Here is a 21,879-nt window from a genome sequence, read left to right on the forward strand (position 1 = left end):
TCCTCGACCGTTCCGGCCACACCCACGCTCCCGGGGTGTCCCGATCTTGCGAATGATCCCGATCATCACAAGAAGGAAGGTGTGGCGAGCCATCGACACCCGAGCCGGTTCCCTCCCACGCGTTCCCGCCGCCCGGCTGCCGGTGCCAGAGGCCGGGGCGGATCTGGTGGAGCGGTGGCTTTCGGACCGGGGCGCGCTGGTCGATCTGCTGTCCCAGGTGCGCGGCCGGTTCGGCGGCGTCGCCGCGTTCCGTCTCGAGGACGCCCGCACGGTCCTCGTCACCGATCCGCAGGCGGTCCAGCACATCCTGGCCCGGCACCCGGAGCGGTACGTCCAGGGCGAGCAGCGGGCCCGCCTGCTGGTCGGCGACAGTGTGCTCGCCGCTACGGGTGAGGCGTGGAAGCGGCAACGCCGCCTGCTCCAGCCCCAGTTCACCGCCACCGGAACGCGCCGGTACGAACAGCGCATCACCGCGGCCGTCCGGACCGTCGCCGAGCGCTGGCGGGCGTACGCCCGCACCGGCCAGACCCTCGACGTCGAGAAGGAGATGCGCCGCTTCGCCATCGACGTCATCTGGCGCGCGCTCACCGGGCACCCCCTGGACGAGGCAACCGAGCGCGTACTGTCCACCGTGCCGGCCGTGACGGCCGTCCTTCCGACCCTGCCCGCCGATGTCACCGAGGTTCCGGACGCCGTCGCCGCCGACCTCGCCCGCATCGACGCGGTCGCCCGGAGCGCCATCGACGCGGCCCGCGCCGAGCCCGCCGGGCCCGACGGCCCGGGCCTGGTGCACGCCCTGATCGGCGCCGCCGCCGAACGCCCCGAGTACACCGACCAGCTGATCCGCGACGAGCTGATCACGCTGCTCGTGGCCGGGCACGCGACCACCGCCACCACCGTCACCTGGCTCTACCTGCTCCTCGACCGGCACCCCGCCGCCCGCGAACAAGCCCTCGCCGCCGGCGGCGAAGGCACGCCGCACCGCCGCCGGGCCGTCCAGGCACTGATCCACGAGACACTGCGGCTCTACCCGGCCGCCTGGATCCTGCCCCGCCGCGCCGCCCAGGACGACACCCTCGCCGGCCATGCCATCGAGGCGGGCACCGACCTCCTGATCTGCCCGTACCTCACGCACCGCGATCCCGAACTGTGGCCGGATCCGGAGCGCTTCGACCCCGGCCGCTTCACCACCGCGGCCGGCCGGCCCACCCACCCGGCCGCCTACTTCCCGTTCGGCATGGGGCCGCGCACCTGCCTCGGCATGCAGTTCGCGCTCCGCGAGATGACCATCCTCCTCGAACACCTCCTGCCGGCCCACACCGTGGCCTTCCACTCCACGCCCACGAAGGCCGCGTTCGGCATCACGGTCCGCCCCGACGGCCCCACCCTCGCCACGTTGAACCCGCCCCGCAGCTGACGCGGTACCCGCCCGAGGCCCTACGGATGGTCACCGTGCGGCCGGTGCGGGGCCGTGTACCGGCGCGTGGTGTCGTAGAAGGCCTTGCTGCCCGCGAGGTACTCCGCGCAGGCGGTGGCGTACGCGGCGACTCCGGGCGCGGAGGACGAGCGGAGCCGGGTGACCCTCCGGTGCATCCTGACCGCTTCCTCGTCCCACATGGCGGCGGCAGCGGCGAACGCGTCGGGGAGGGCCAGGCCGTACTCGTGGGCGAGCACCGTGGGCAGCGAGCGGGGTGCGTCGGCGTCGGCCTCCGTACCGTGTTCGTAGGCGAAGGAGTAGAGGTCGTTGGCCCAGCCGGTCAGCAGGGTCGTGGACCGGGTCAGCTGCCGGATGCCGGGACTCTCGCGGACGCTGTCGGGGAGGTCGATTCCGATGCCGGGTTCGATGAGGGTGGTCGCGATGACGGCGGAGACCGTGTGGGGGCGCATCGTGTTGTATTCGGCGAGCCCGACCGGCCGATCGTGCAGGGACATGTCCCAGATCCAGCCCAGGAACGCGGAGTGCAGGGCCGCGGTGAGTCGTGCCCGCTGACCGGGGGTGAGGGTGGCGTGCGTACGGCGCACGAGGTCGGCCAGGGCCGGCACGCATCCGGTCCCCGTGGTCGGCCCGCCGCCGTCCAGGACGCGCATGAAGACGGTGATCTGTTCGGTCAGCCGCGCGATGCCGCCGTCCGGTCCCTCGACGTGGACGTCGTCGACCGCGGTCAGCCAGATGAACAGGTCGGTGACCAGCTCCAGGAGGTCCCGCCCGGCGTCGGGGAAGGAGCCCGCGGCGCCGATGCCCATGCAGGTGCGCACCAGGCGTTCCCGGGCGGCGGGGTCCTCGGTCAGCCGGTAGTGGTGGATCCATGCCCTGGTGTGGTCGTCGGCGGCCTGCGCGAGCGGGTTGATGCGGTGCGGGAACAGGTGCCACGCCGTCGGCATCGGCATCGGCATCGACCGCGGGCCGTGCTCCGGGTGGGGGCGTCCGCTCATACGGGCCGCCCGGACAGGTACGGGGCGAGCACGGGATCGGTGTGGGCGCGGTGGAGCGTGGCCAGGACGGCGGCGTCGATGATGACGGTCGGGGCGTACAGGTCCTTGTCGTGCCACAGGGGCGGGTGCTCGCCCGCTTCGGCCAGGCGGGTGAGCGCCCGGGCGGCGCGGACCAGCCGCCGGTCGGCGGAGCCGGTGGCGGCGCGGGTGGCGTGCAGGAAGCCCAGGGCGTAGGCGGTCTCTTCGGCGGTGCCGCCGTGGATGCCCCAGCTCCCGTCGGGCAGTTGCGTGGAGCGGATCCATGCGGTGGCCCTGGCCACCGCGCCGCGGTGCCGGGGGCCCGCGAACTCGTGGAGGGCCTGGGCCACGGCGGTGGTGGCGTAGTACGGGGAAGCGTGCCACTTGTCGTGCCAGCTGCCGTCCTCGCGCTGGCGGGCGGCCAGCCAGGCGGCTGCCTTGGCCAGGGCCGGGCCGAGACGGGCACGGCCTTCCGGATGGCGCTGCAGGTGGCTGCCGAGGGCTTCCAGGACGTGGGCGTTGGCGGTCGGCGAGGGGGTGCGTTCGTCGGGCCAGCAGTGGAAGTGGTCGTCGTTCCCGAAGGCGAGGAGCATGTCGGGCGGGCTGGGGTGGCCGGCCAGCCCGAGGGCGAACAGGGTGGCCGAGGTGGTGTCGCAGTCCGGGGGCAGCCCCGGCGCGCCGCCGGTGCCGGTGTCCCCGAGCGCGGCGCGCATCCGCCGGAGGAGCCCGGCGGGGACGGTGATGTCGAGGCCCGCCCGAAGGAGCGAGGAGAGGACCCAGGCGCGTTCGAACGCGGTGATCGGCCAGACGCCGGGTACGGGGCCGCCGGCCCGGGCCGCCGCCCGGTCGAGGTAGGCCGCACAGCCCGTGGGGTCGCCGCTCGGGCGGTGGGGTCCGAGCCAGGCCGCGGTGGCCGCCGGTGAACAGCCCACCGCCCCGTCCACGGGACGGACCGAGGCGGCCGCGTGCGCGAGGGGGCCGGCCGCTTCCAGGACGTGCCAGGACTTCAGGGGGAGCGCGGCTCCCGCCGCGAGCGCGGACCGAAGCCCGTCCAGCCGCGATGCGTCGGAGCCGGGATGCGGGGGCAGGTGCCGTACGGGCTGGAGGCGGGGCACCGGACGGGACAGCTGGGCGTTGATGTCGCCTGTCAGAGCGGGTACGAGGACCTCCGCGGCGACGGTGTCCGGGAGGCCGCCCGGCCGGCTCAGGACCCGGTGCAGGTACTCCAGCGCGCGGCCCGCGGCGGGCAGCAGCCCGGGATCCGGCGAGGACCGGGCCAGGTGCAGCAGGGCGTCCGTGGCGGACAGGGTCGGCACCAGCGCGTACGGCCCCGCCGTGCCCCAGCGGCCGTCCGCGTGCTGCCGGCCGAGGAGGTACTCCACCCGGCCCGCCTGGCCGTGCACCCACGGGGCCAGCCGGACCAGCCGGGCCGTCTCGTACACCGATGCCGAGACGTGCCCGGCCGGGTCGTCCACGAGGCGGTCGAGCATCGCGCGGGCGGCCGGAGCCCTGCCGTGCGGGTCTGCGACCGGGAGCGGAAGGTTCATGAGGTCCTCTCCGTAGCGCTGCGGGCGAACTCGCGCAGCCTGCGTGCGGCCGGGCCGGACATCCCGGACCGGTCCAGGGCCTTCTCGGCCTGCCGGCGGCGGACCCGGATGAGGTCCTCGACCGCAGCAACGGCTCCCGTGTCCACGAGGACGCTCCGGACGCCTCTGGCGCCCTCCTCGTCCAGGTCGGGGTTGCCGAGCGCCTGTCGCAGGACCCGCCGTTGGCGCGGCGTCGCGGATCTCATGGCCAGGGCGACCAGTGCGGTCTGCTTGCCCTCCCGCAGATCCTCCGCTGCCGACTTCCCGGTCCTGGCCGGATCCCCGAAGACGCCCAGCAGGTCGTCGCGGAGCTGGAAGGCCTCGCCGAGCGGCAGGGCGAACGCGCCCAGGTCCGCCTGCAGTTCCCGGTCGGCACCGGCCAGGGCGGCACCGATCTGCAACGGCCGTTCGAAGGTGTAGGAGGCCGTCTTGTACCGGGCGATCCGCAACGCCCCCTCGACATCGGAGGAGAATGCATTCTGCGTGGTCAAGTCGAGGTACTGCCCGTACATCACCTCGGTGCGCATGGTGTCGGTCAGCCCGGCGGCCGCCCGCCGCCGGCCCGGAGCGAGTACGGCGCCGTTGACCAGTTCGTCCGACCAGGCCAGGGCGAGCGAGCCGATCAGGATGGCGATGTTGACGCCCAGGCGGGCATCACCGTGCCGGTCGGCGAGGGCACGGTGCACGGTCGGACGGCCGCGACGCAGCATCGAGCCGTCCATGATGTCGTCGTGGATCAGGGCGAAGGCGTGGAACATCTCGAGGGACGCCGCCACCCGCACCACCCCCGCATCGTCCCCCCGCCCGCCCGCGGCGTACCAGCCCGCCACGCACAGCACCGGCCGGATCCGCTTGCCGCCCGCGAGGAGGAAGGCGCGCAGCAGGTCCGCCGCCTCCCCGGGCAAACCGGCGGCCTCGGCCTGCCGGGCCTTGACCTCCAGGAAATCGGCCAGGCACGCTTCGACGAGCCCCCGGATACCGGTCAGGTCGAGCCCCTCGCGCGGTCCGGCCTCCCCCTGCACGTGCGGCAGCATCCCCACCCCCACCCGCCCGGGAAATCCAGGCCCGCCGGACACAATGCCCAGACGCCCGCCGACGCAATCCAGCCATGCGAAAGGCCTCCGGCCACACCGTGTGAAGGCGGGGCGGCCGGAGGCCTCAAGTCGGTGGCGAGGAAAGCGAAGGGACTAATTTCAAGGAGTGTGGAGAAGGAAGCCCCTTCATGGCCTCGCCACGGCCACGTTAACAGTCAGGCGGGGATCAGGTCACGCAGGTTTTCGGGGGTGACGATCCGCGACCCCGGGTGCAGGCCGGCGGGGCGTTCCAGGCCGACGTAGGTGACGGGTCCGGCCGGAGCCGTCTTGCCGTCCCACAGGGTGACCGTCGTCGCGCTGCCGGTCATCAGCCCGGTGAGGTAGCCCACGGTGAGCTGCTCGCGCTCGACGATGCCGCGCAGCAGCGTGGCGACGGTCGCCCGGTTGCCCTCGACCGTGTTCGACGACGGCGTCCCCTTCAGGTAGAGGTGCAGCCACTTGGCGCGCCAACGGCCGTCGGACGCGCGCAGGAAGACCAGTGGCAGTGCGACCCGGCCGGGACCGCGCAGCTCCGACCTCATGCGGACCGTACGCGGCTCGAACGGCCGTCCCCGCTGCTCGCCCTCGCGCAGCATGAACCCGAAGAAGGACTCCTCGACCTCCTCGAAGCCCTCCCCGGAGTAGATGTTGATCTGCGGCACGATGCAGGCGGCGCGTACGGCTCCCAGGCGCAGGTTGATGAATTCCGAAGCCCCGTCCGGGGCGTTGGTGATGTCACCCGAGTGCTCGCCGCCGACCCCGCGCAGGTTGGTGTACGACAGCCAGGAGGCGGTCGAGTAGTCGGCGTTCAGGAGCGCCGCGGACAGGTCGTAGTCGGTGGAGTGCTCGCTCTGCTTCCAGTACACGAAGAAGCGCAGCAGGTCCCCGTCGACGCGGGACACCGAGCCGCGCGGCAGCACACCGAGCCCGGACGCGGTGGCCTTGCCGCTGAGCGGCAGCGCCACGTCCAGCACGTCCGGGTCGATGAGCAGGTGGTCCGGGGCGGGCAGCCGTCGGCGCAGCTCCGCGTCGAGCGCGGCGGTCAGCCGTTCGCGTTCGGGCGCGAACACCGGACGGCGGAGGTCGCCGGTGACCCAGGCCCGGCCGAGGCGGTTGACGAACACGCGCTGCTCGCCGGTCTCGTGCTCGCGGTTGTGCAGGTGCTGGCGCACCGACAGCACGACCCGGCCGGAGACATCGGGGAGTACCTGCTCGGCGGCGGCGACCACGACGTCGCGCTCGTCCTGCGTGACCGAGTCGCGCAGCAGCTGGTCCAGGGCGCGGAAGAGCTTGCCGGGCGCGGCCTTCAGCAGCCCGGCCGCCGCGGTGGTGTCGCCCCGGGCGAGCAGCTCCTCGACCCGGCTGTCGAGGGAGCGGGCCGTCTTCTCGCCGCGGGCGACGGCGAACACGTCGGCCGCGTGCGGCCACTGCGGGTACTCGTGCGGGTGCAGCCGCTCGCCGAGCCGCTTCCACATCTCGCGGTGGGCGTGGACGTCCGCGAGCTTGGCCGGCGCCGCGGCGACGACCGCGTCGAGGCCCGCGAGCAGCGCCCGGCGCACCGACCGGGGCAGGGTGCGCAGCCGCGCGGGCTCCTGCAGGGTCACGTCGCCGCCCACGAACGCGCAGGCCAGGCGGAGCACATCGGTGACCGTGTCCAGCAGCAGACCCGCACCGGCCATCAGGCGGGCCTGGTTGACCACGGCGCGGTTCTCCCGCATGGGGATCTCGGCGGGCTGCGGCCCGTCGGCGCAGTGGCCGGCGAGGTCCTGCAGGTCGTGCAGCCCGTCCTCGCCGAGCGGGGTGGTGCTGCCGGCCAACGCCAGGTAGAGGGCGGTGATCTCCTCGTCGAGAACGCCGCCCAGGTGCAGGACCGTCATGCGGTCTCCCGCGGCGGCGATCAGCTCGTCGTGGTGGGCGAGCATCTCGGCGTAGGTGTGCCGGTGGTTCCCGTACGAGGGGAGGGTGAGGAGGTTCACCAGGCCGGTGCTCAGCTGCTCCAGGGTGCTCGCGCGCGTCCCCTCGTCGGCGAGCGCGTCGGCGATGCAGCTCATCCAGAAGTCGAAGGTGTCCGGGACGTTGGCGGGGAAGCCGATGAAGTACACGTTGTGCCGGACGTGGTCGCCGGCCATCTCCCGGACGGTGCCCAGGGTCCGTACGGCGGTCTCGACGACCGCGCCCGCGGAGAGCCCCGACAGGTGCGCGAGCAGCTCGGCGGAGAGCTTGAAGCCCGCGGACATCAGTGCGGCGTCGAACTGCTGCGCCGCGACGGCGCCTTCCCCGACGGGTCCCGTGGGGGAGGGGACGCGATGGGTGTGCCGGATGACCAGGGGTTCGAGTCGGTGGACCATCCCGGGATGATCCCAGGGCGGGTCGAGCGGCCGCACCCGGTTTTCGCGGGGGGCGCGCACCGGCACTATCCGGTCAGCCTGGGTGGACGTTCGGTGAACCACGCTCAGCCGACAGCAGGTCAACGGCCTGCATACGGCTGCCCGGACGGGTGTGACCCTCTGTTCGCGCGCGATCGCGAAGGGGTGCATCCCCGGTCCGAGCTGCCTGAACGACCATTCGGTCGCCGATAATCGAACGAGATGTCTGTAAATCGGCGTTCGATGTGCATGCGCCCTTCGCACCCGACAGACTCGGCAGCGTCCGGTCGATGAATCGCAGCCAACAGCTGCATCATCCCTTCGAATTGAAAGAGAGTTCTGTCGTGCGTCACCGCATCGCTGCCGTCTCCGCCGCCGCCCTTCTGACCCTGGCCGGTGCCACCGGCATCGCGGAGGCCCAGCCCGCCAGCCTGTACGCGCCCTCCGCCGTGGTCCTGACCGTCGCTCAGGGCGAGGAAGCGGACACCGTCGCGCGGGCGTCGACCCTCAGCTGCGCCCCGACCGCCCAGGGAACGCACCCCGACCCCGCCGCGGCCTGTACGGCCCTCGCCGCCACCGCCGGCAGCCTCGACGCGCTCCTGGCCGCCCCGGACACGAACCGCGCCTGCCCGATGCACTACGCCCCCGTCACCGTCACCGCGGACGGCGTCTGGCAGGGCAGCCGCATCTCCTGGAAGCACACCTTCGGCAACGCGTGCACCATGTCCGCGACCCTCAACGGAAACGCCGTCTTCGCGTTCTGACCGCTCCGCGCGGGCCGTCCACCCCGCGCGCCGGCCCCCGCCCCTTCCCCGGGCGGGGGCCGGCGCGCGCACGGCCACGGCGCCGGCCCGCCGAACGCGGAGAGCTCCCGGCCGATGCCGGTCGATCCCCCTGTCGATCCCGGGCGATGCCCTGGGAGATCATGGCCGGGTGACCCGCCTACTGACCCGAAGCGACCTCCAGACCGTGCTCGAGCCGGTGGCCTGCATGGCTGCCCTGCGCGACGGTTTCCGTGCCGCCGCCTCCCCGGTCGCCGGGCAACGGATCCGCACCGACCTGCCCTTTCCCGGCACGGCCACGGCCCTGATCCCCGGCGTACTGCCCGGGATCGAGGCGTACACGGTGAAGGTCAACGCCAAGTTCCCGGGAGCCCGGCCGGCGCTGCGCGGTGTGATCTGCCTTCACAGCGGCCGCGACGGGGAGCTCCTCGCGCTGATGGACTCCGCGACCGTCACCGCGTGGCGCACCGGACTGGCCGCGGCCCTCGGAACCCACCTTCTGGCAGGCCCCGCCGCGACGGAGGGCACGGTACTGGGGGTGATCGGCGCGGGCGCACAGGCCGAGCTCATGGTGCGCGGCCTGAACACCCTGCGCCGGCACCGCGATCTGGTCGTCCACGACGTGGATCCGGAGCGCGCCGACGCCTTCGCCGCACGCCACGGCGGCCGTTCCCTGACGTCCGCCGCCGAGGTCGCCGCGGCCGCGGACATCGTCCTGCTCGCCACCTGGTCACGCTCACCGGTGCTCCGGCTCGCGGACACGCGGCCGGGGCAGCACCTCACGACTCTGGGAGCCGACGAGCCCGGCAAGCAGGAACTCTCCGCCGATCTGCTCGAATCCGCACTCCTGGTCGTCGACGACCGGGAACTCGCCGCGGCCATGGGCGCACTGGCGGCGGCGGGCCTTCCGGCCCCCGCCGCCGACGCCACGCTCGGCGAGGTACTGCGCGGCGAGCACCCGGGACGCACCGGCGCGACGGCCCGCTCCGTCTACGCGCCCGTCGGACTTCCCTGGCAGGACCTCGCTCTGGCGTGGACCGCCTACCGACAGGCCGAGCAGCACGACATCGGCCGGCGGATCGACCTGCTCTCCTGACCGACGCCCCCGCGACGCGTCGTGCCCGGAGGCGGCCTCAGCCCTTCGAGTCCGGCTTCCAGTCCTGGGCGAGGAGGCCGAGCAGCACCTCGTCGAGGAACTCGCCCATCACCCAGGCCGAAGAGCGCAGCACGCCCTCGCGGACGAAGCCGTTGCGCTCGGCCGAGCGGAGCATCGCGGCGTTGTCCGAGAGCGTCTCGATCTGCAGCCGCTGCAAGCCGCGCACGGTGAAGCCGTAGTGGCACAGGACCGCGACCACGTCGGTGCCGTAGCCCTTCCCGCGGGAGGAGGGCAGCAGGCCCAGCCCGATGTGCGCGGACCGGTTGTGGTTGTCGATGCCCCAGAGCACCGCGGTGCCGACCAGCGTGCCGCCGTCCAGTTCCACCACGGAGAACGGGACGTGCGCCTCCTGCTCGTCGTTCACCGCGAGCCGCGAGTCCTTCGAGCCGGGTGAGATCGGCCGCCACGGCCGGCCCTCGGCCCGCGAGGAGTTGACCACGTCGTCGTAGAGCTCGGTCCGCAGGACCGGGATGTCGTCTTCGTGCCGGGCCCTGAGCCCGACCTTGCCGCCTCTCAACATGCGAGCTTCCTATCCGACGGGGTTCACCGACGGCAAACGGATAAGGCGGGCGGCTCCCGCAGGACGCCTCCGGCTTCGGGGCGTAGCGTGGAAATCAGAGCACCATCGGCAGACAGGCGTGCGTCGTCGGAGTGGACGCAAGGACGCCGTCGGGCCGAAGGCACGAGGTCGAGATCCACGTTCCTCCGTGCAAGGAGCGCGACGCGCATGACCTTCCCACCCCCGCCACCACCGTCGTCCCCCGAGCCGAAGCCCGGCTGGGGGCCGCACGGACCGCCCGGTCAGCACCCGCCGCCCCCGCCCCCGCCCCCGCCAGGTCAGTACCCGCCCCCACCGCCCCCGGGTCAGTACCCGCCCCCACCGCCCCCGCCACCGGGTCAGTACCCGCCACCACCAGGGCAGCCGCCCGGGCCCTACGGCGGCCCGACGGGCTGGTACGCGCCTCCGCAGCAGCCGGAGAAGACCAACACGCTGGCCATCGTGGCCTTCATCATGTCGGTCCTCTGCGCGATCCCCCTGGTCCCGCTGATCCTCGGCATCATCGCCCTCTACCAGATCCGCGCGCGTCACGAGAGGGGCAAGGGGTTCGCCATCGCCGCGATCGTCATCCACTGCGCGACCCTCGTGCTCTACGCCCTCGCCGTGGTCTTCGGGTTCTCCGTGCTGGACGACGCGCCGAAGCGCGACACCACCGGCCGGGTCACCGAGCAGGGCTCCAGCGAGGTCAAGGACCTCCGCACGGGGGACTGCTTCAACACGGCCAACGACTTGGCGGAGTTCCAGGACGGGGCCAGCGTGGATGCTCCCTTCACGGTCACCGTCCTGCCCTGCGACCGGCCGCACGAGGGGGAGACGTACGCCGTCTTCGCCCTGGACGACGGACCGTACCCGGGCAAGGAGGCGGTCGCGGCGAACACCGAGGAACGGTGCTCCGGCACGGTGCTCACCGACTACGTGGGCCCGTCCGCGACCCTCCCGGACAACCTGGAGCTCTTCGTCTACTTCCCGTCCGAGGAGACCTGGGGCCGCGGAGACCGCGAGGTCACCTGTTTCCTGGGTGACGCCAGCGGCGCCAGCTCCGGCTCGGTCCGCGCGACCACCAGCTCCTGAGCGGCTCGTTCGGCCCGTCCCGTCTACGACGGGACGGGAGCCGCGGGCAGCGGTTCGCCGGCCCCCGGCTCGTTCGGCGGTTCGCTGATCTGCTCGCGCAGGTAGTTCCAGAAGACGGCGACCAGCGCGGCCGCCGGTACGGCCAGCAGGCTGCCCACGACGCCGGCCAGGCTGCCGCCCAGCGTGACCGCCAGCAGGATCACCGCCGCGTGGAGACCGAGACCGCGACTCTGGATCATGGGTTGGAACACGTTGCCTTCGAGCTGCTGCACCGCCACGATGATCGCCAGCACGATCAGCGCGTCCGTCAGACCGTTCGACACCAGCGCGATGAGCACCGCCACCAGACCGGCGAACAGGGCTCCCACGATCGGCACGAACGCCGAGACGAACGTCAGGACCGCCAGCGGCAGCACCAGGGGTACGCCCACGATCCACAGGCCCAGGCCGATGAACACGGCGTCGAGGAGGCCGACGAAGGCCTGTGACCGGACGAACGAGCCCAGGGTCTGCCAGCTGCGCGCGGCCACGACCGGGATGTCGGTGGCGAGCCGGCCGGGGAGCTGGCGGGTGAGCCACGGCAGGAAGCGGGGGCCGTCCTTGAGGAAGAAGAACATCAGGAAGAGCGCCAGCACGGCGGTGACCAGACCGTTGAAGACGGTGCTCACGCCGGTGGCGACGGTGGAGACCGCGCTGCCGACGCTGTTCTGGAGACGGGCCATCGCGGCGTCGAAGGCGCCGGAGATCTGGTCGTCGCCGATGTTCAGGGGAGGACCGGCCGCCCACTCGCGCAGCCGTTGGATGCCCGCGGAGACGCCGTCGACCAACTCGCCCGACTGGGACGCCACGGGCACGGCGATCAGCGCCACGATGCCCGCGCCCACCAAGAGGAACAGCACGGTCACCACGGAGGCGGCCAGCGCGGGCCGCCACCCCCGGCGCCGAAGGTACGCGGCCAGGGGCCAGGTCAGAGTGGTGAGGAACAGGGCGACTATGAGCGGCCAGACGACCGACCACATCCGGCCCAGAACCCACAGGGCCGCCGCCGCCATGACCAGGACCACCAGCACCTCGGCGGAGATCCGTGCCGACGTACGCAGTGCGGCAGCGGCTCGTGCGGAGCTCAATGTGACAGACATGGGCTCACCCTATGCACACCCCGGCTACGGCAACGGCGTGCCGGGAAGCCGGACCGTGACCAGGAGGCCGCCGGCGGGCCGGGGGACGAGGCCGAGGGTTCCGTCGTGGGCACGGACGATGCTCTGCACGATGGCCAGGCCGAGGCCGACCCCGGCGTGTTCGTCGGTGCGTACGCGGTCCGTTCCGCGCCGGAAGGGTTCGGTGAGGGACGGGACCAGTTCCGGTGGGAGCGGGCGGCCCGTGTTCTCGACCCGCAGCACGCTCGTGTCCCCGTGCGACGCGGTGTGGACCGTCACCGTGCCGCCCGTGGGGAGGTTGTGCACGATGGCGTTCTGGACGAGGTTCGTCACCATCCGCAGCAGGAGCTCCGCGGAGCCGCTGGTCCCGGCCGCCCCGCCGGTGACGTCGAGCGTGATACCGCGCTGTTCGGCGAGGGGAAGCAGCGCTTCGGCCGCTTCTTCGGCGATGAGGGAGAGGTCGACGCTCTCGCGCGCGAGGTTTCCGCGGTCGCCGCGGCTGAGCAGCAGCAGGGCCTCGGTGAGGTCGATCGCCCGCGTGTTGACGGCCTGCAGGCGTTCGACGAGTTCGTCCCGGTCCCGGGTGGGGTCCTTGCGGGCGACGTCGAGCAGCGCCCGCGAGATCGCCAGCGGCGTACGCAGCTCATGGGAGGCGTTCGCGGCGAACCGCCGCTGCTCGGCGACATGGGACTCGAGTCGTTCCAGCATCGAGTCGAACGCGTCGGACAGTTCGCGGAATTCGTCCTGACGGCCCCTGAGCCGGATCCTGTGCGACAGCGATCCCCTGCCCGCCGTCCGCGCCGCCTCGGTGATCTGCGTGAGCGGTGCGAGCATCCGGCCGGCGAGGATCCACCCTCCCGCGAGACCGAGCACCAGCAGGAACGCCAGGACCGCGGCCGCCCGCGGCGCGAAGACGCGCAGGAGGCTCGACCGGATGGGGAAGACACCGTTGGTGGGCGCGCCGGAGGGGACGATGAGCGTCGCGCGCTCGGGTACGTAACGCAGGAGGAACACCCACACCGCGGCGAGCAGCAGGACACCGGCGAGCATCAGGAATCCGGCGTAGCTGAGGGTGAGCTTGGAACGAACGCTCAGCCCGGGCGCTCTACGCACGGTTTCCTCCTTCGGGTCCGCCGGGCCCGAGCCCCGGCTGCCGCTGTGCGTCGATCCGGTAGCCGACGCCGGGCACCGTGCCGATGATCCAGGGTTCGCCGAGCCGTTTGCGCAGGGCCGAGACGGTGATGCGCACCGCGTTGGTGAGGGGGTCCGCGTTCTCGTCCCAGGCCCGTTCCAGCAGCTCTTCGGCGCTCACGACCCCGTCTTCGGCGGCGACCAGGACCTCCAGGACGGCGAACTGCTTGCGGGTGAGCGCGACGTAGCGCCCGTCGCGGAACACCTCCCGCCGGAAGGGGTCCAGCCGCAGCCCCGCGATCTCGCGGACCGGGGGCCGGGCGTACGCGCGCCTGCGGTCGAGCGCCCTCAGCCGCAGGACGAGCTCCCGCAGCTCGAACGGCTTGGTGAGGTAGTCGTCGGCGCCGAGTCCGAACCCGGAGGCCTTGTCGTCGATCCGGTCGGCGGCGGTGAGCATGAGGATCGGGATGCCGCTGCCGGAGGCGACGATGCGCCGGGCGACCTCGTCGCCGGAGGGGCCGGGGATGTCGCGGTCGAGGACCGCGAGGTCGTAGGAGTTGACGCTGAGCAGTTCCAGGGCGGAGTCGCCGTCGCCCGCGATGTCGGCGGCGATCGCCTCCAGCCGCAGACCGTCACGGACGGCCTCCGCCAGGTAGGGCTCGTCCTCCACGATCAGTACGCGCATGCCCGAAGCCTAAGCAGCACGGCATATCGTCGGCGTATCCGAAGACGTGTACACACCGGACACGCACGCGACCTCAGCCGGCCGGCACCAGCGTGGGACGCGGCCGGTCCGACGGCGTCTTCGCCTGCGCCGCGGTACGCCACCAGCGGCGCGACGCCAGCGCGGCCAGTGCGGCGCCGGCGGCGTTGACCAGTACGTCGTCCACGGACGACACCCGGTCCAGCCGGAACACGTACTGCGCGGTCTCGACCAGGAGCGAGCAGCCCGCCCCGAGCGCCAGGATCCGCGGGAGGGACGCCAGCGCCGAGAACCGCATCGGGGCGAAGAACCCCAGCGCCGCGAAGACCAGCAGGTTGCCGACGGTCCCGAGCGTCCCCATCGTGACCAGGTCCCGCAGCGGCACCAGGCTCACCCGGCCGGGCACGATGCCGGCCCCGGAGCCCGGCATCATGGTCATCCACACGAACGGCACCGTCCCGTGCACCATGCCCACCTCGGCCAGCGACAGCCGCCACGCGGACGGGGCGCCCGCGGCACGCCGGCGGCGTGCCAGGGCCCACGCCACCAGCACGGCCAGTGGCAGCGTGACCAGCGTCATGAGCACCACACCGTTGAAGGTGTCGAAGCAGCCGTGCCACCGCCCCGCCATGCACGCCGGAACGGACATCATCAGAGGCATGCGCAGGACGTACGCGGAGCCGGCGATGCCGAGCACCGCCAGACCGACGAGCAGGATCCCGAGCGCGCGGCGGGTCGGTGACGGTGGCGATGCGTTGTGGTTCATACGCCCCATGGGAGACGCCGGGCCGTTGCGGTGGCGTATGCGATTTTCGATACGTACGCGATACACGGCCGGTCCGCGCCGCGTCAGCTGCCCGGCAACGTGTTCTGCAGCCAGTCGAACACCACCTCGCAGTGCAGCTGCGGGGCCATGGGGGAGCAGTGCAACTGCGCGCCCTGCGCCGCCGTCAGCCGCAGGAAGTCCTTGGGTGAGGTGAGCGCGTCGTACATCCGGCGCGGCTGGCCGGGGTAGAACTGCTCGCCCTCGTAGTCCAGCACCAGGGTGGGCGCCTTGATGCGGCCGACGACGTCGGTGATCGACAGGGCCTGAATGCGGGTGGCGGGGGTGTAGAAGTCGGTGAACAGCTTGCCCTGGCGGGCGTCGAGCATCGCGGGGACGGAGAACGGCTCGAAGCGCTTCTTCATCACCGCGGCGGCCTCCGGCGGCAGTTCCGGGACGACCTCCTTGTTCCAGATGTCGTTCGTCTCCTGCTTGTCGGGCGTGAGGATCTTGCGGATCTCGGGCGGGAAGCCCAGCCACGGTTCCACGCACCCCGGCATCGCCACGAGCGCGGCGATCCGGCTCTCGAACGCCGCGGCCCGGGGCGCCAGGTCCCCCGCCATGCTCAGACCCGTCAGCGCGATCCTGGCGGCGTCCACGTCGGAGCGGGCCGTCAGCCAGTCGACGAGGGGTGTGACGACCTTCTCCCAGGTGGGCGTGAACACGATCCGGTCGACGAAGAGCAGTTGGCCCTGCCCCGGCCCGTCGTAGACGAGCGCGTTCCAGCCGCGTTCCAGCGCGGCGGGAACCCCGTAGGTCCACATGTCGACGTTCTGGCCGTCGCTGCCGTTGGTCAGGATCACGGTGGGGCGCGGGGTGTTCGACGCGTCGGGCCGGAAGAACCACACCGGCAGCGGCGTCGTGCCGTACGGGACGGTGGCCTTGACGGGAGCGGGCTCGCACAGGTCGCAGAACGCGTCCCAGGCCGCGCGGCCGGACCGGTACAGCTGCTCCTCGCTGCCCGGGTCGTCGGAACCGAGGACGAAGAACAGCGCCTGGCCGTAGTACTGGGCGGCGCGCAGCGCCCTGAACCGCTTCGTCTGGTCGTCGGCAGGGGCTCCGGGGGGTGCCTTGAGGAGCTGGTCGCCCAGTGTGCGGAAGGTCTCGACGTACGTCTGCGAGGACAGCCCGGCGCTGTTGATGGCGTTGACGGCGGTCAGGACCTCGCCGACCTCGGCGGCGCCCGCGCCGGAGGCGCCGAGCGCGAGGAGCCCGTTGAAGTTGTACTCCGGGTTCTTGAAGAGCGTCATCACCCCCGGCGTGATGCCGCCCGCGGCGGCGCTGGGCGTGGCGGATCCGCTGGCGGTGGCGGTGGCGGTGGCGGCGGCGGCCGGGGCCCCGGGAGAGCCCCCGCGGGCGCAGCCCGCCACGAGCGCGGCGCCCACGCCGGCGGTGAGCAGGGCGCGGCGGGAGGGGCCGGAGGGCCGGTCGCCTGATGTCTGCTTCATGCCACCGGAACGTAGCCCCGGCCCGGCGCGACGACATGCGGTCCGCCGCGCACGGACCCTTGCCCCCGCCCTTGCCGTTCCACTCGCCCGGCGGGTGATTCACCAGGTCGCGGGCCCGTACGCGGACGGACCGCCGCCCCGTCCGCGACCCGGCCCGGCGTTGGGCCGTCCGGAGGACCCGGGAGGGGACGGCCCGGGCGTCCGCCGGCCACCGTCACCCTCCTGGCCCCGGCCCCGGGGCCGTCGCGGGCGGCAGGCACTAGGTATGGAGACATGAGCAACGAGAACGCGGTCCCCGATGCCCTGAAGGCGAAACACCGTGCGATGTGGGCGCTGGGGGACTACCCCGATGTGGCGACGCACGTCATCCACGAGCTGGGCGGCGAGCTGGTGCGGGCATGCGGCGTCGGGAAGGGCGACCGCGTCCTCGATGTCGCGGCCGGCTCCGGGAACGCGGCCGTCCCCGCCGCCCTCCTCGGCGCCGACGTCGTCGCCTCCGACCTCACGCCCGAACTCCTGGAGGTCGGACGCCGCCTGGCCGAGACGAGCGGCGCCCGGCTGGACTGGCGGGAAGCGGACGCGGAGGCCCTGCCCTTCGCGGACGGGGAGTTCGACACGGTGATGTCCTGCGTCGGCGTCATGTTCGCCCCGCACCACCAGCAGGCCGCCGACGAACTGGTCCGGGTCTGCCGCCCGGGCGGTACCGTCGGCCTGATCAACTGGACCCCGGAGGGGTTCATCGGGCAGATGTTCGCCGCGATGCGCCCCTACGCCCCTCCGCCGCCGCCCGGTGTCCAGCCGCCGCCCCTGTGGGGGGACCCGGAGCACGTGCACGCCCTGCTCGGCGACGGCGTGACCGACGTGGACGCGCGCCGACAGCGGTTGCGCGTCGACCGGTTCGCACGGCCGGAGGAGTTCCGTGACTACTTCAAGGCCTGCTACGGGCCGACGATCGCCACGTACCGCTTCGTCTCCGAAGACCCCGAGCGGGTGGCCGCACTCGACGCGGCCCTCGACGACCTGGCCTCGCGGCACCTCGCCGACGGCGTCATGGAGTGGGAGTACCTCCTGGTCACGGCCCAGCGGTCCGCGTAGCGGGATCAGGCCGAGGTGATGCGGAAGGGGCGGCTGTACGCGTCGAGCAGGCCCTGGCTGGTGACCAGCACCATGTACTCGCCCGCCGGGGTGCCGACGGGGACGGTCACCTTCACCGACGTCTCGTGTGAGGGCAGTCCTTCGGCGAGGACGGCGCGGGTCACGGTCGAGATGCCCTCGCGCTGGACGAGGTGGACGTCGACCGGGTCGACGGAGCCGGTGAGGTACCACCGCACGAGGTGCTCCGCCCCCGCGGTCCACTCGGCGCCCTCCGCCGGCGCCGAGACCACGAGGTCGTCCGCGGCGAGGAGCACGGCGGCGTCCGGCCGGCTCAGCCGGGAGTTGACCCGCTTTGCCATGAGGCGCACGGCATTGCGTACACCGGTGAGGAAGGAAGGGGAATCGGACACGGGCACCGTCCAGGTCTCGACGGAAAACTGATCTGCGTACACCACCATATAAAGGCAAAGAGCTGGTTGTATCCCCCTAAAGAGGGAGATCGGGATGGCGGGGGAGCAGCCGGGCGCGTGGTTCCCGGACCCCGCAGAGTGAGTACGGTCTGTCCATGCACAACTTGGGGCTGGGAGAGCAGCGGGGCCATGTGCTCCTCATAGCGGGGGACGCCGCCGTGAGGCGCCGCGGTGTACAGGTGGCGCCGAGCGCCAACGTGGCCGCGCTGGGTGTGGTGCCGGTGTCGGCGTTGCTGAACAGCGGCGTTCCGTATGACACGACGTACCTGGACGGGGCCCGGGATCCGAACACGGTGCTGATGCGGCTGCGTACGGCCGCTGCCACGCCCGGTCCGCTGCTCGTGTACCTCTCGGGCCGGCTCACCGCCGACCGGCGGGCTGACCGCCTGCACCTGGCGCTGGCCGGGACCACGGCCGGCTCGGTGCGCTACACGGCGCTGCCGTGGGAGTGGCTCGGTACGGAACTGGCTTGCCGCCCGGCTGGGTTGACCACGGTCCTCCTCGACCTCGTGGCCGACAAGGCGGCCTGGCCGCTGCTCCAGGAGTACGGCAGCCTGCCCGCCTCCCCGTCGGCTGAGGTGTACGGAGTCGTCTGCCCGCCCGGCTGGCAGGGCGCGGGCCTGGTCGTCAGCAGCTATACGCGGGCCTGGATCGACCAGCTGCGGGCCAGTCCCACCCGGCCCGCCAACCTCCAGTTGCACGCGCTCGCGGTGGGTGCCGCCGCCCTGCCGCCCGGTTCGCTGGTCCTTCCCGGCGCCCGCGAGCTCGCCATGGCGACGCCGCCCGGGCCGGTGCCGGGTCAGGCAGTCGCTCATCCCGGTGAAGAGCACCGGCGCGCGGAAGCGCCGCGGCCGCAGCAGTCCGCGCGCGTGGACCTGCCCGACGATCCCCGCCCCCACATCCACTCCCTGGCCACGGCGGGCCGGCACTCCGAGGCCGCGCTGCTCGCGCAGGCATGGGAGCAGTACGTGCATCAGACGCACGGGCCGGATTCGCCCGAGGCGCTGGACTGGGTGGAGATCCGGGCCGATCTGGCCCGGATGGCGGGCGACTTCCGGCTCGCGACGCAGCTGTGGTCCGGCGCCGTCCGCACCAGGCTGGGCAGTCAGGCCCCGGACGCTGCCGACGTGCATGCGGCGGCCGCGGGCGCGCTCTACTGCTGGACGCAGCTCAAGGACGCGGGCGCGGCCCTCGAAACGGGACCCGACCTCATCCGCCTGCTGCGCGTGCTGCCGGCCCTCGATCCGCGGCACTTGCAACTGGCCCAGCACCGCCTGGAGTTCCTGCACCGTGAGCCGAGCCGCCGCTGACCGCTGACCGCTGACCGCACCGGGGACCTCGGGTTCGCGACCGTCAGTCGAGGCAGAACTCGTTGCCCTCGACGTCCTGCATCACGAGGCACGACTCGTTCTCGCCGTCGGCGGTCAGCAACCGGACGCGGGACGCGCCGAGCGGGATCAGCCGTGCGCATTCGGCCTCGAGTGCGGCCAGTCGCTCTTCGCCGACGAGCCCGGCGCCCACGCGTACGTCGATGTGGACCCGGTTCTTGACGACCTTGGCCTCGGGGACGCGCTGGAAGAACAGCCGCGGGCCCACGCCCGAGGGGTCGACGCACGCGAACGCCGAACCCTGCCGCTCGGCCGGCAGCGCGCGATCGAACGCGCCCCAGTCGGCGAAGCCCTTCGGTGGCGGCGGTACGACGTACCCCAGCACCTCGCACCAGAAGCGCGCGACGCGCTCGGGCTCCGCGCAGTCGAAGGTGATCTGGATCTGCTTGATCGTCGCCATCGGCCCATCATAGGGGCGGTCAGCGCGGCTGGTCGTGGGCTCGGGCTCCGGCGGCGGCCTTCAACTCGCGCAGCCAGGCTTCGAGTCCTCGCGGCTGCCGGACGTTCGAGGTGATCTCCAGGGAGGTGGCGTGAGTCACGGGGTTCGGGGGTATGGGGGGGCGTCCACCGGAAGGCCGAGCCGCTGCGCAGGGTGCCGTGGTCGTGGCGTGCCACGGTCTCGACGGGGGTCTGCCAGGAGGGCCGGCGCTCCACGTCGGTCTGGAGCTTCCAGACGGCGTGCAGCGGAGCGCTGATCACGGTCTCGGTCCGGTGGCGGACGAGGGCGAGCGGGACGGCTGACATTGCGGCGCGGCGGCGATGGGCGCGAAGACCCCGCGGGAGCGCTACCGGGAACAGGTGCGGGCGGAGATCACGGCCCGCGCCTGGGAGCAGATCGCCACGGCGGGCGCGTCCGCACTCTCCCTCAACGCGATCGTCCAGCAGATGGGCATGAGCGCACCCGCGCTCTACCGCTACTTCGCCGGCCGTGACGAGCTGATCACCGAGCTGGTGGGGGAGGCCTACCGCAGCCTCGCCGACACCCTCCGCGCGGCCTCCGCTGGCGGCGGCGACCTCGCGGGGCTGGCGCACGTCCTGCGCGGCTGGGCCCTGGCGGACGCCCAGCGGTACTTCCTCGTCTACGGCACCCCGATCCCCGGCCGCCACGCGCCCGCGGACATCACCGCCATCTCCTCCGAGGTCGTGACCACGCTGCTCGACGCGTGCGCGGCCCTCGCGGGAGGCGGGGGGCCCGGCGGGGACGGCGCCGGGAGCCCCTTCGGCAGCTACCTGGAGAGCCACCGGTACTGGGCCGCCGGCCACCCCCCGGCCGCCGGGACGCTCCACCGGTTCCTGACCTTCTTGACCGGCCTGCACGGCGTGCTGTCACTGGAGCTCGCCGGTCACTTCGCCGGCACGGACCTCGATCCGGCCCACCTCTGCGCGGCCGAACTCGACGACCTGCCGGCGGACCGCCGCTGAGGTAGCGCGCGGCGTGCCCGCCGGATCAGGCCGCCGCGGCGGCCGCGGCCGTCTGGGACCGGAGGACGTCCTCGCCGTAGAAGTTCCGTACCCAGTCGGCCTGGTAGACGGTTTCGAGGTAGCGCTCGCCGAGGTCGGGGGCGATGGCGACCGCGGTCAGCTGCTTGTCCTGCCGGGCCAGCCACTGGCCGGCCCCGTTCACGACGGTGCCGGTCGACCCGCCGAAGATGAAGCCGTGGCCGGCCAGTTGATGGCAGGTGCGGATCGTCTCGGCTTCGCCCACGTGGATGACTTCGTCCACGTACGAGGTGTCGAGCAGCGGCGGGCGGATGCTGGTGCCGAGTCCGGGGATCATGCGGCGGCTTGGCGTGTCCCCGAAGGTGGCGGAGCCCTCCGAGTCGATCGCGACGATGCGGACCGGACGGTGCCAGCCGCGGAAGAAGCGGGCGCACCCCATGAGGGTCCCGGTGGTGCCGGCCCCTACGAACAGGACGTCGAGGTCGGGGAAGGCGCGGGCGATGGCCGGTGCGGTGGTGCGGTAGTGGGCCGTGTGGTTGTTGGGGTTGGCGTACTGGTTGAGCCATACGTAGCGGTCGTCCGAGGCGCACAGGGCGCGGACGTGGTCGATGCGGGCGCCGAGCAGGCCCCCGGTGGGGGAGGGCTCGGTGATGACGTGGATCTCGCTGCCGAGGGCCTCCAGGAGCAGCCGCGTCGCCAGGTTGCAGCGCGAGTCGGTCACGCACACGAACCGGTAGCCCTTGCTCGCGGCGATCATGCTCAGCGCCACGCCGAGGTTGCCCGAGGAGGACTCGACCAGGATGGACCCGGGGGTGAGCAGGCCGTCGCGTTCGGCGGCCTCGACCATCGCGGTGGCGGCCTTGAGCTTGATCGACCCCGCGAAGTTGAACCCTTCGCACTTGAGGAACAGCCGGTGCCCGCTGATCGCCTCGAGGTCGACGTAGAGGTCGTCCGTGTTGAATTCCTGGGGAGTGGATATGACCGGCATGGGCACCTCCTGGTATGCGCTCACGTCGGCTCTGGTGCCACTGGCTCGTGTGGGCGACTCGGGGAAGACCTCGGCTGCTGCGACGTCTTCGGGACCCCTCCAGTACGCGTGCTGACCTGCGGCTCTGTCATGTCACCCGATGTCGTGACTTGACGCGGTACGCGATCCCGGATACGCGCCCGGATCGGCAGC

The 21,879-nt window shown here is 72.7% G+C and carries 20 protein-coding genes; 7 read left to right on the top strand and 13 right to left on the bottom strand.

Features of this window, described 5'->3' with window-relative positions; genetic code table 11:
• Positions 1-91 precede the first annotated feature (91 nt).
• Positions 92-1,417, top strand: a complete 1,326-nt coding sequence (locus tag ACTVZO_RS37125) for a cytochrome P450 (protein WP_443303389.1) — start codon at positions 92-94, stop codon at positions 1,415-1,417.
• A 20-nt stretch (positions 1,418-1,437) separates the two neighbouring features.
• Here the strand turns inward: ACTVZO_RS37125 and ACTVZO_RS37130 are convergent, their stop codons facing one another.
• The 4 genes from ACTVZO_RS37130 to ACTVZO_RS37145 all read right to left on the bottom strand — a co-directional run bounded on the left by ACTVZO_RS37130 (position 1,438) and on the right by ACTVZO_RS37145 (position 7,458).
• Complete coding sequence (locus ACTVZO_RS37130; RefSeq protein WP_443302542.1) at positions 1,438-2,433, bottom strand: terpene synthase family protein; 996 nt, start codon at positions 2,431-2,433, stop codon at positions 1,438-1,440.
• A complete protein-coding gene (locus ACTVZO_RS37135) occupies positions 2,430-3,998 on the bottom strand; it encodes a prenyltransferase (RefSeq protein ID WP_443302543.1) in 1,569 nt (522 codons plus the stop codon). The genes ACTVZO_RS37130 and ACTVZO_RS37135 overlap by 4 nt, the downstream gene beginning before the upstream one ends.
• Entirely contained in the window at positions 3,995-5,071 is a 1,077-nt protein-coding gene (locus tag ACTVZO_RS37140) for a polyprenyl synthetase family protein (RefSeq protein ID WP_443302544.1), read from the bottom strand. Before ACTVZO_RS37140 ends, ACTVZO_RS37135 begins: the two co-directional genes overlap by 4 nt.
• 215 nt (positions 5,072-5,286) lie before the next feature.
• Entirely contained in the window at positions 5,287-7,458 is a 2,172-nt protein-coding gene (locus tag ACTVZO_RS37145) for a TerD family protein (protein WP_443302545.1), read from the bottom strand.
• Between the two features lie 308 nt (positions 7,459-7,766).
• On the opposite strand from ACTVZO_RS37145, the gene ACTVZO_RS37150 reads away from it, so the two are divergent.
• Both ACTVZO_RS37150 and ACTVZO_RS37155 read left to right on the top strand, forming a co-directional pair.
• Positions 7,767-8,240 (top strand): subtilase-type protease inhibitor, encoded by a 474-nt coding sequence (locus tag ACTVZO_RS37150; RefSeq protein WP_443302546.1) that lies wholly within the window; start codon positions 7,767-7,769, stop codon positions 8,238-8,240.
• Between the two features lie 169 nt (positions 8,241-8,409).
• Complete coding sequence (locus ACTVZO_RS37155) at positions 8,410-9,354, top strand: ornithine cyclodeaminase family protein (protein WP_443302547.1); 945 nt, start codon at positions 8,410-8,412, stop codon at positions 9,352-9,354.
• Positions 9,355-9,391: 37 nt separating this feature from the next.
• Here the strand turns inward: ACTVZO_RS37155 and ACTVZO_RS37160 are convergent, their stop codons facing one another.
• On the bottom strand, positions 9,392-9,934 hold the full coding sequence (locus ACTVZO_RS37160; RefSeq protein WP_443302548.1) for a GNAT family N-acetyltransferase: 543 nt from the start codon (positions 9,932-9,934) through the stop codon (positions 9,392-9,394).
• 480 nt (positions 9,935-10,414) lie between these two features.
• Here ACTVZO_RS37160 and ACTVZO_RS37165 point away from each other — a divergent pair, with 480 nt between their 5' ends.
• Positions 10,415-11,044, top strand: a complete 630-nt coding sequence (locus ACTVZO_RS37165) for a DUF4190 domain-containing protein (protein ID WP_443302550.1) — start codon at positions 10,415-10,417, stop codon at positions 11,042-11,044.
• Positions 11,045-11,067: 23 nt separating this feature from the next.
• Here ACTVZO_RS37165 and ACTVZO_RS37170 read toward each other — a convergent pair whose 3' ends face one another.
• The 5 genes from ACTVZO_RS37170 to ACTVZO_RS37190 form a co-directional block, all read right to left on the bottom strand.
• Positions 11,068-12,183 (bottom strand): AI-2E family transporter, encoded by a 1,116-nt coding sequence (locus ACTVZO_RS37170; RefSeq protein ID WP_443302551.1) that lies wholly within the window; start codon positions 12,181-12,183, stop codon positions 11,068-11,070.
• A 24-nt stretch (positions 12,184-12,207) separates the two neighbouring features.
• On the bottom strand, positions 12,208-13,314 hold the full coding sequence (locus tag ACTVZO_RS37175; protein WP_443302552.1) for a sensor histidine kinase: 1,107 nt from the start codon (positions 13,312-13,314) through the stop codon (positions 12,208-12,210).
• Complete coding sequence (locus tag ACTVZO_RS37180) at positions 13,307-14,017, bottom strand: response regulator transcription factor (RefSeq protein WP_443302553.1); 711 nt, start codon at positions 14,015-14,017, stop codon at positions 13,307-13,309. The genes ACTVZO_RS37175 and ACTVZO_RS37180 overlap by 8 nt, the downstream gene beginning before the upstream one ends.
• A 73-nt stretch (positions 14,018-14,090) precedes the next feature.
• Entirely contained in the window at positions 14,091-14,801 is a 711-nt protein-coding gene (locus ACTVZO_RS37185; protein WP_443302555.1) for a VanZ family protein, read from the bottom strand.
• Positions 14,802-14,884: 83 nt separating this feature from the next.
• Positions 14,885-16,306, bottom strand: a complete 1,422-nt coding sequence (locus ACTVZO_RS37190) for an alpha/beta hydrolase family protein (RefSeq protein ID WP_443302556.1) — start codon at positions 16,304-16,306, stop codon at positions 14,885-14,887.
• Between the two features lie 273 nt (positions 16,307-16,579).
• On the opposite strand from ACTVZO_RS37190, the gene ACTVZO_RS37195 reads away from it, so the two are divergent.
• On the top strand, positions 16,580-17,401 hold the full coding sequence (locus ACTVZO_RS37195) for a class I SAM-dependent methyltransferase (protein ID WP_443302557.1): 822 nt from the start codon (positions 16,580-16,582) through the stop codon (positions 17,399-17,401).
• Positions 17,402-17,406: 5 nt separating this feature from the next.
• Here the strand turns inward: ACTVZO_RS37195 and ACTVZO_RS37200 are convergent, their stop codons facing one another.
• Positions 17,407-17,760 (bottom strand): GPI anchored serine-threonine rich family protein, encoded by a 354-nt coding sequence (locus ACTVZO_RS37200; RefSeq protein ID WP_443302558.1) that lies wholly within the window; start codon positions 17,758-17,760, stop codon positions 17,407-17,409.
• 206 nt (positions 17,761-17,966) lie between these two features.
• Here ACTVZO_RS37200 and ACTVZO_RS37205 point away from each other — a divergent pair, with 206 nt between their 5' ends.
• Positions 17,967-19,181, top strand: a complete 1,215-nt coding sequence (locus ACTVZO_RS37205) for a hypothetical protein (protein WP_443302559.1) — start codon at positions 17,967-17,969, stop codon at positions 19,179-19,181.
• 43 nt (positions 19,182-19,224) lie between these two features.
• Here the strand turns inward: ACTVZO_RS37205 and ACTVZO_RS37210 are convergent, their stop codons facing one another.
• Complete coding sequence (locus ACTVZO_RS37210; protein WP_443302560.1) at positions 19,225-19,659, bottom strand: VOC family protein; 435 nt, start codon at positions 19,657-19,659, stop codon at positions 19,225-19,227.
• A gap of 359 nt (positions 19,660-20,018) precedes the next feature.
• Here ACTVZO_RS37210 and ACTVZO_RS37215 point away from each other — a divergent pair, with 359 nt between their 5' ends.
• Positions 20,019-20,681 (top strand): TetR/AcrR family transcriptional regulator, encoded by a 663-nt coding sequence (locus tag ACTVZO_RS37215; RefSeq protein WP_443302561.1) that lies wholly within the window; start codon positions 20,019-20,021, stop codon positions 20,679-20,681.
• A 25-nt stretch (positions 20,682-20,706) separates the two neighbouring features.
• Here ACTVZO_RS37215 and sbnA read toward each other — a convergent pair whose 3' ends face one another.
• Positions 20,707-21,687, bottom strand: coding sequence for a 2,3-diaminopropionate biosynthesis protein SbnA (sbnA, locus tag ACTVZO_RS37220; protein ID WP_443303390.1), 981 nt, complete (start codon positions 21,685-21,687; stop codon positions 20,707-20,709).
• Positions 21,688-21,879: the final 192 nt, after the last annotated feature.

The organism is Streptomyces sp. IBSNAI002 (genome assembly GCF_052244475.1).
Taxonomy (GTDB): Bacteria; Actinomycetota; Actinomycetes; order Streptomycetales; family Streptomycetaceae; genus Streptomyces.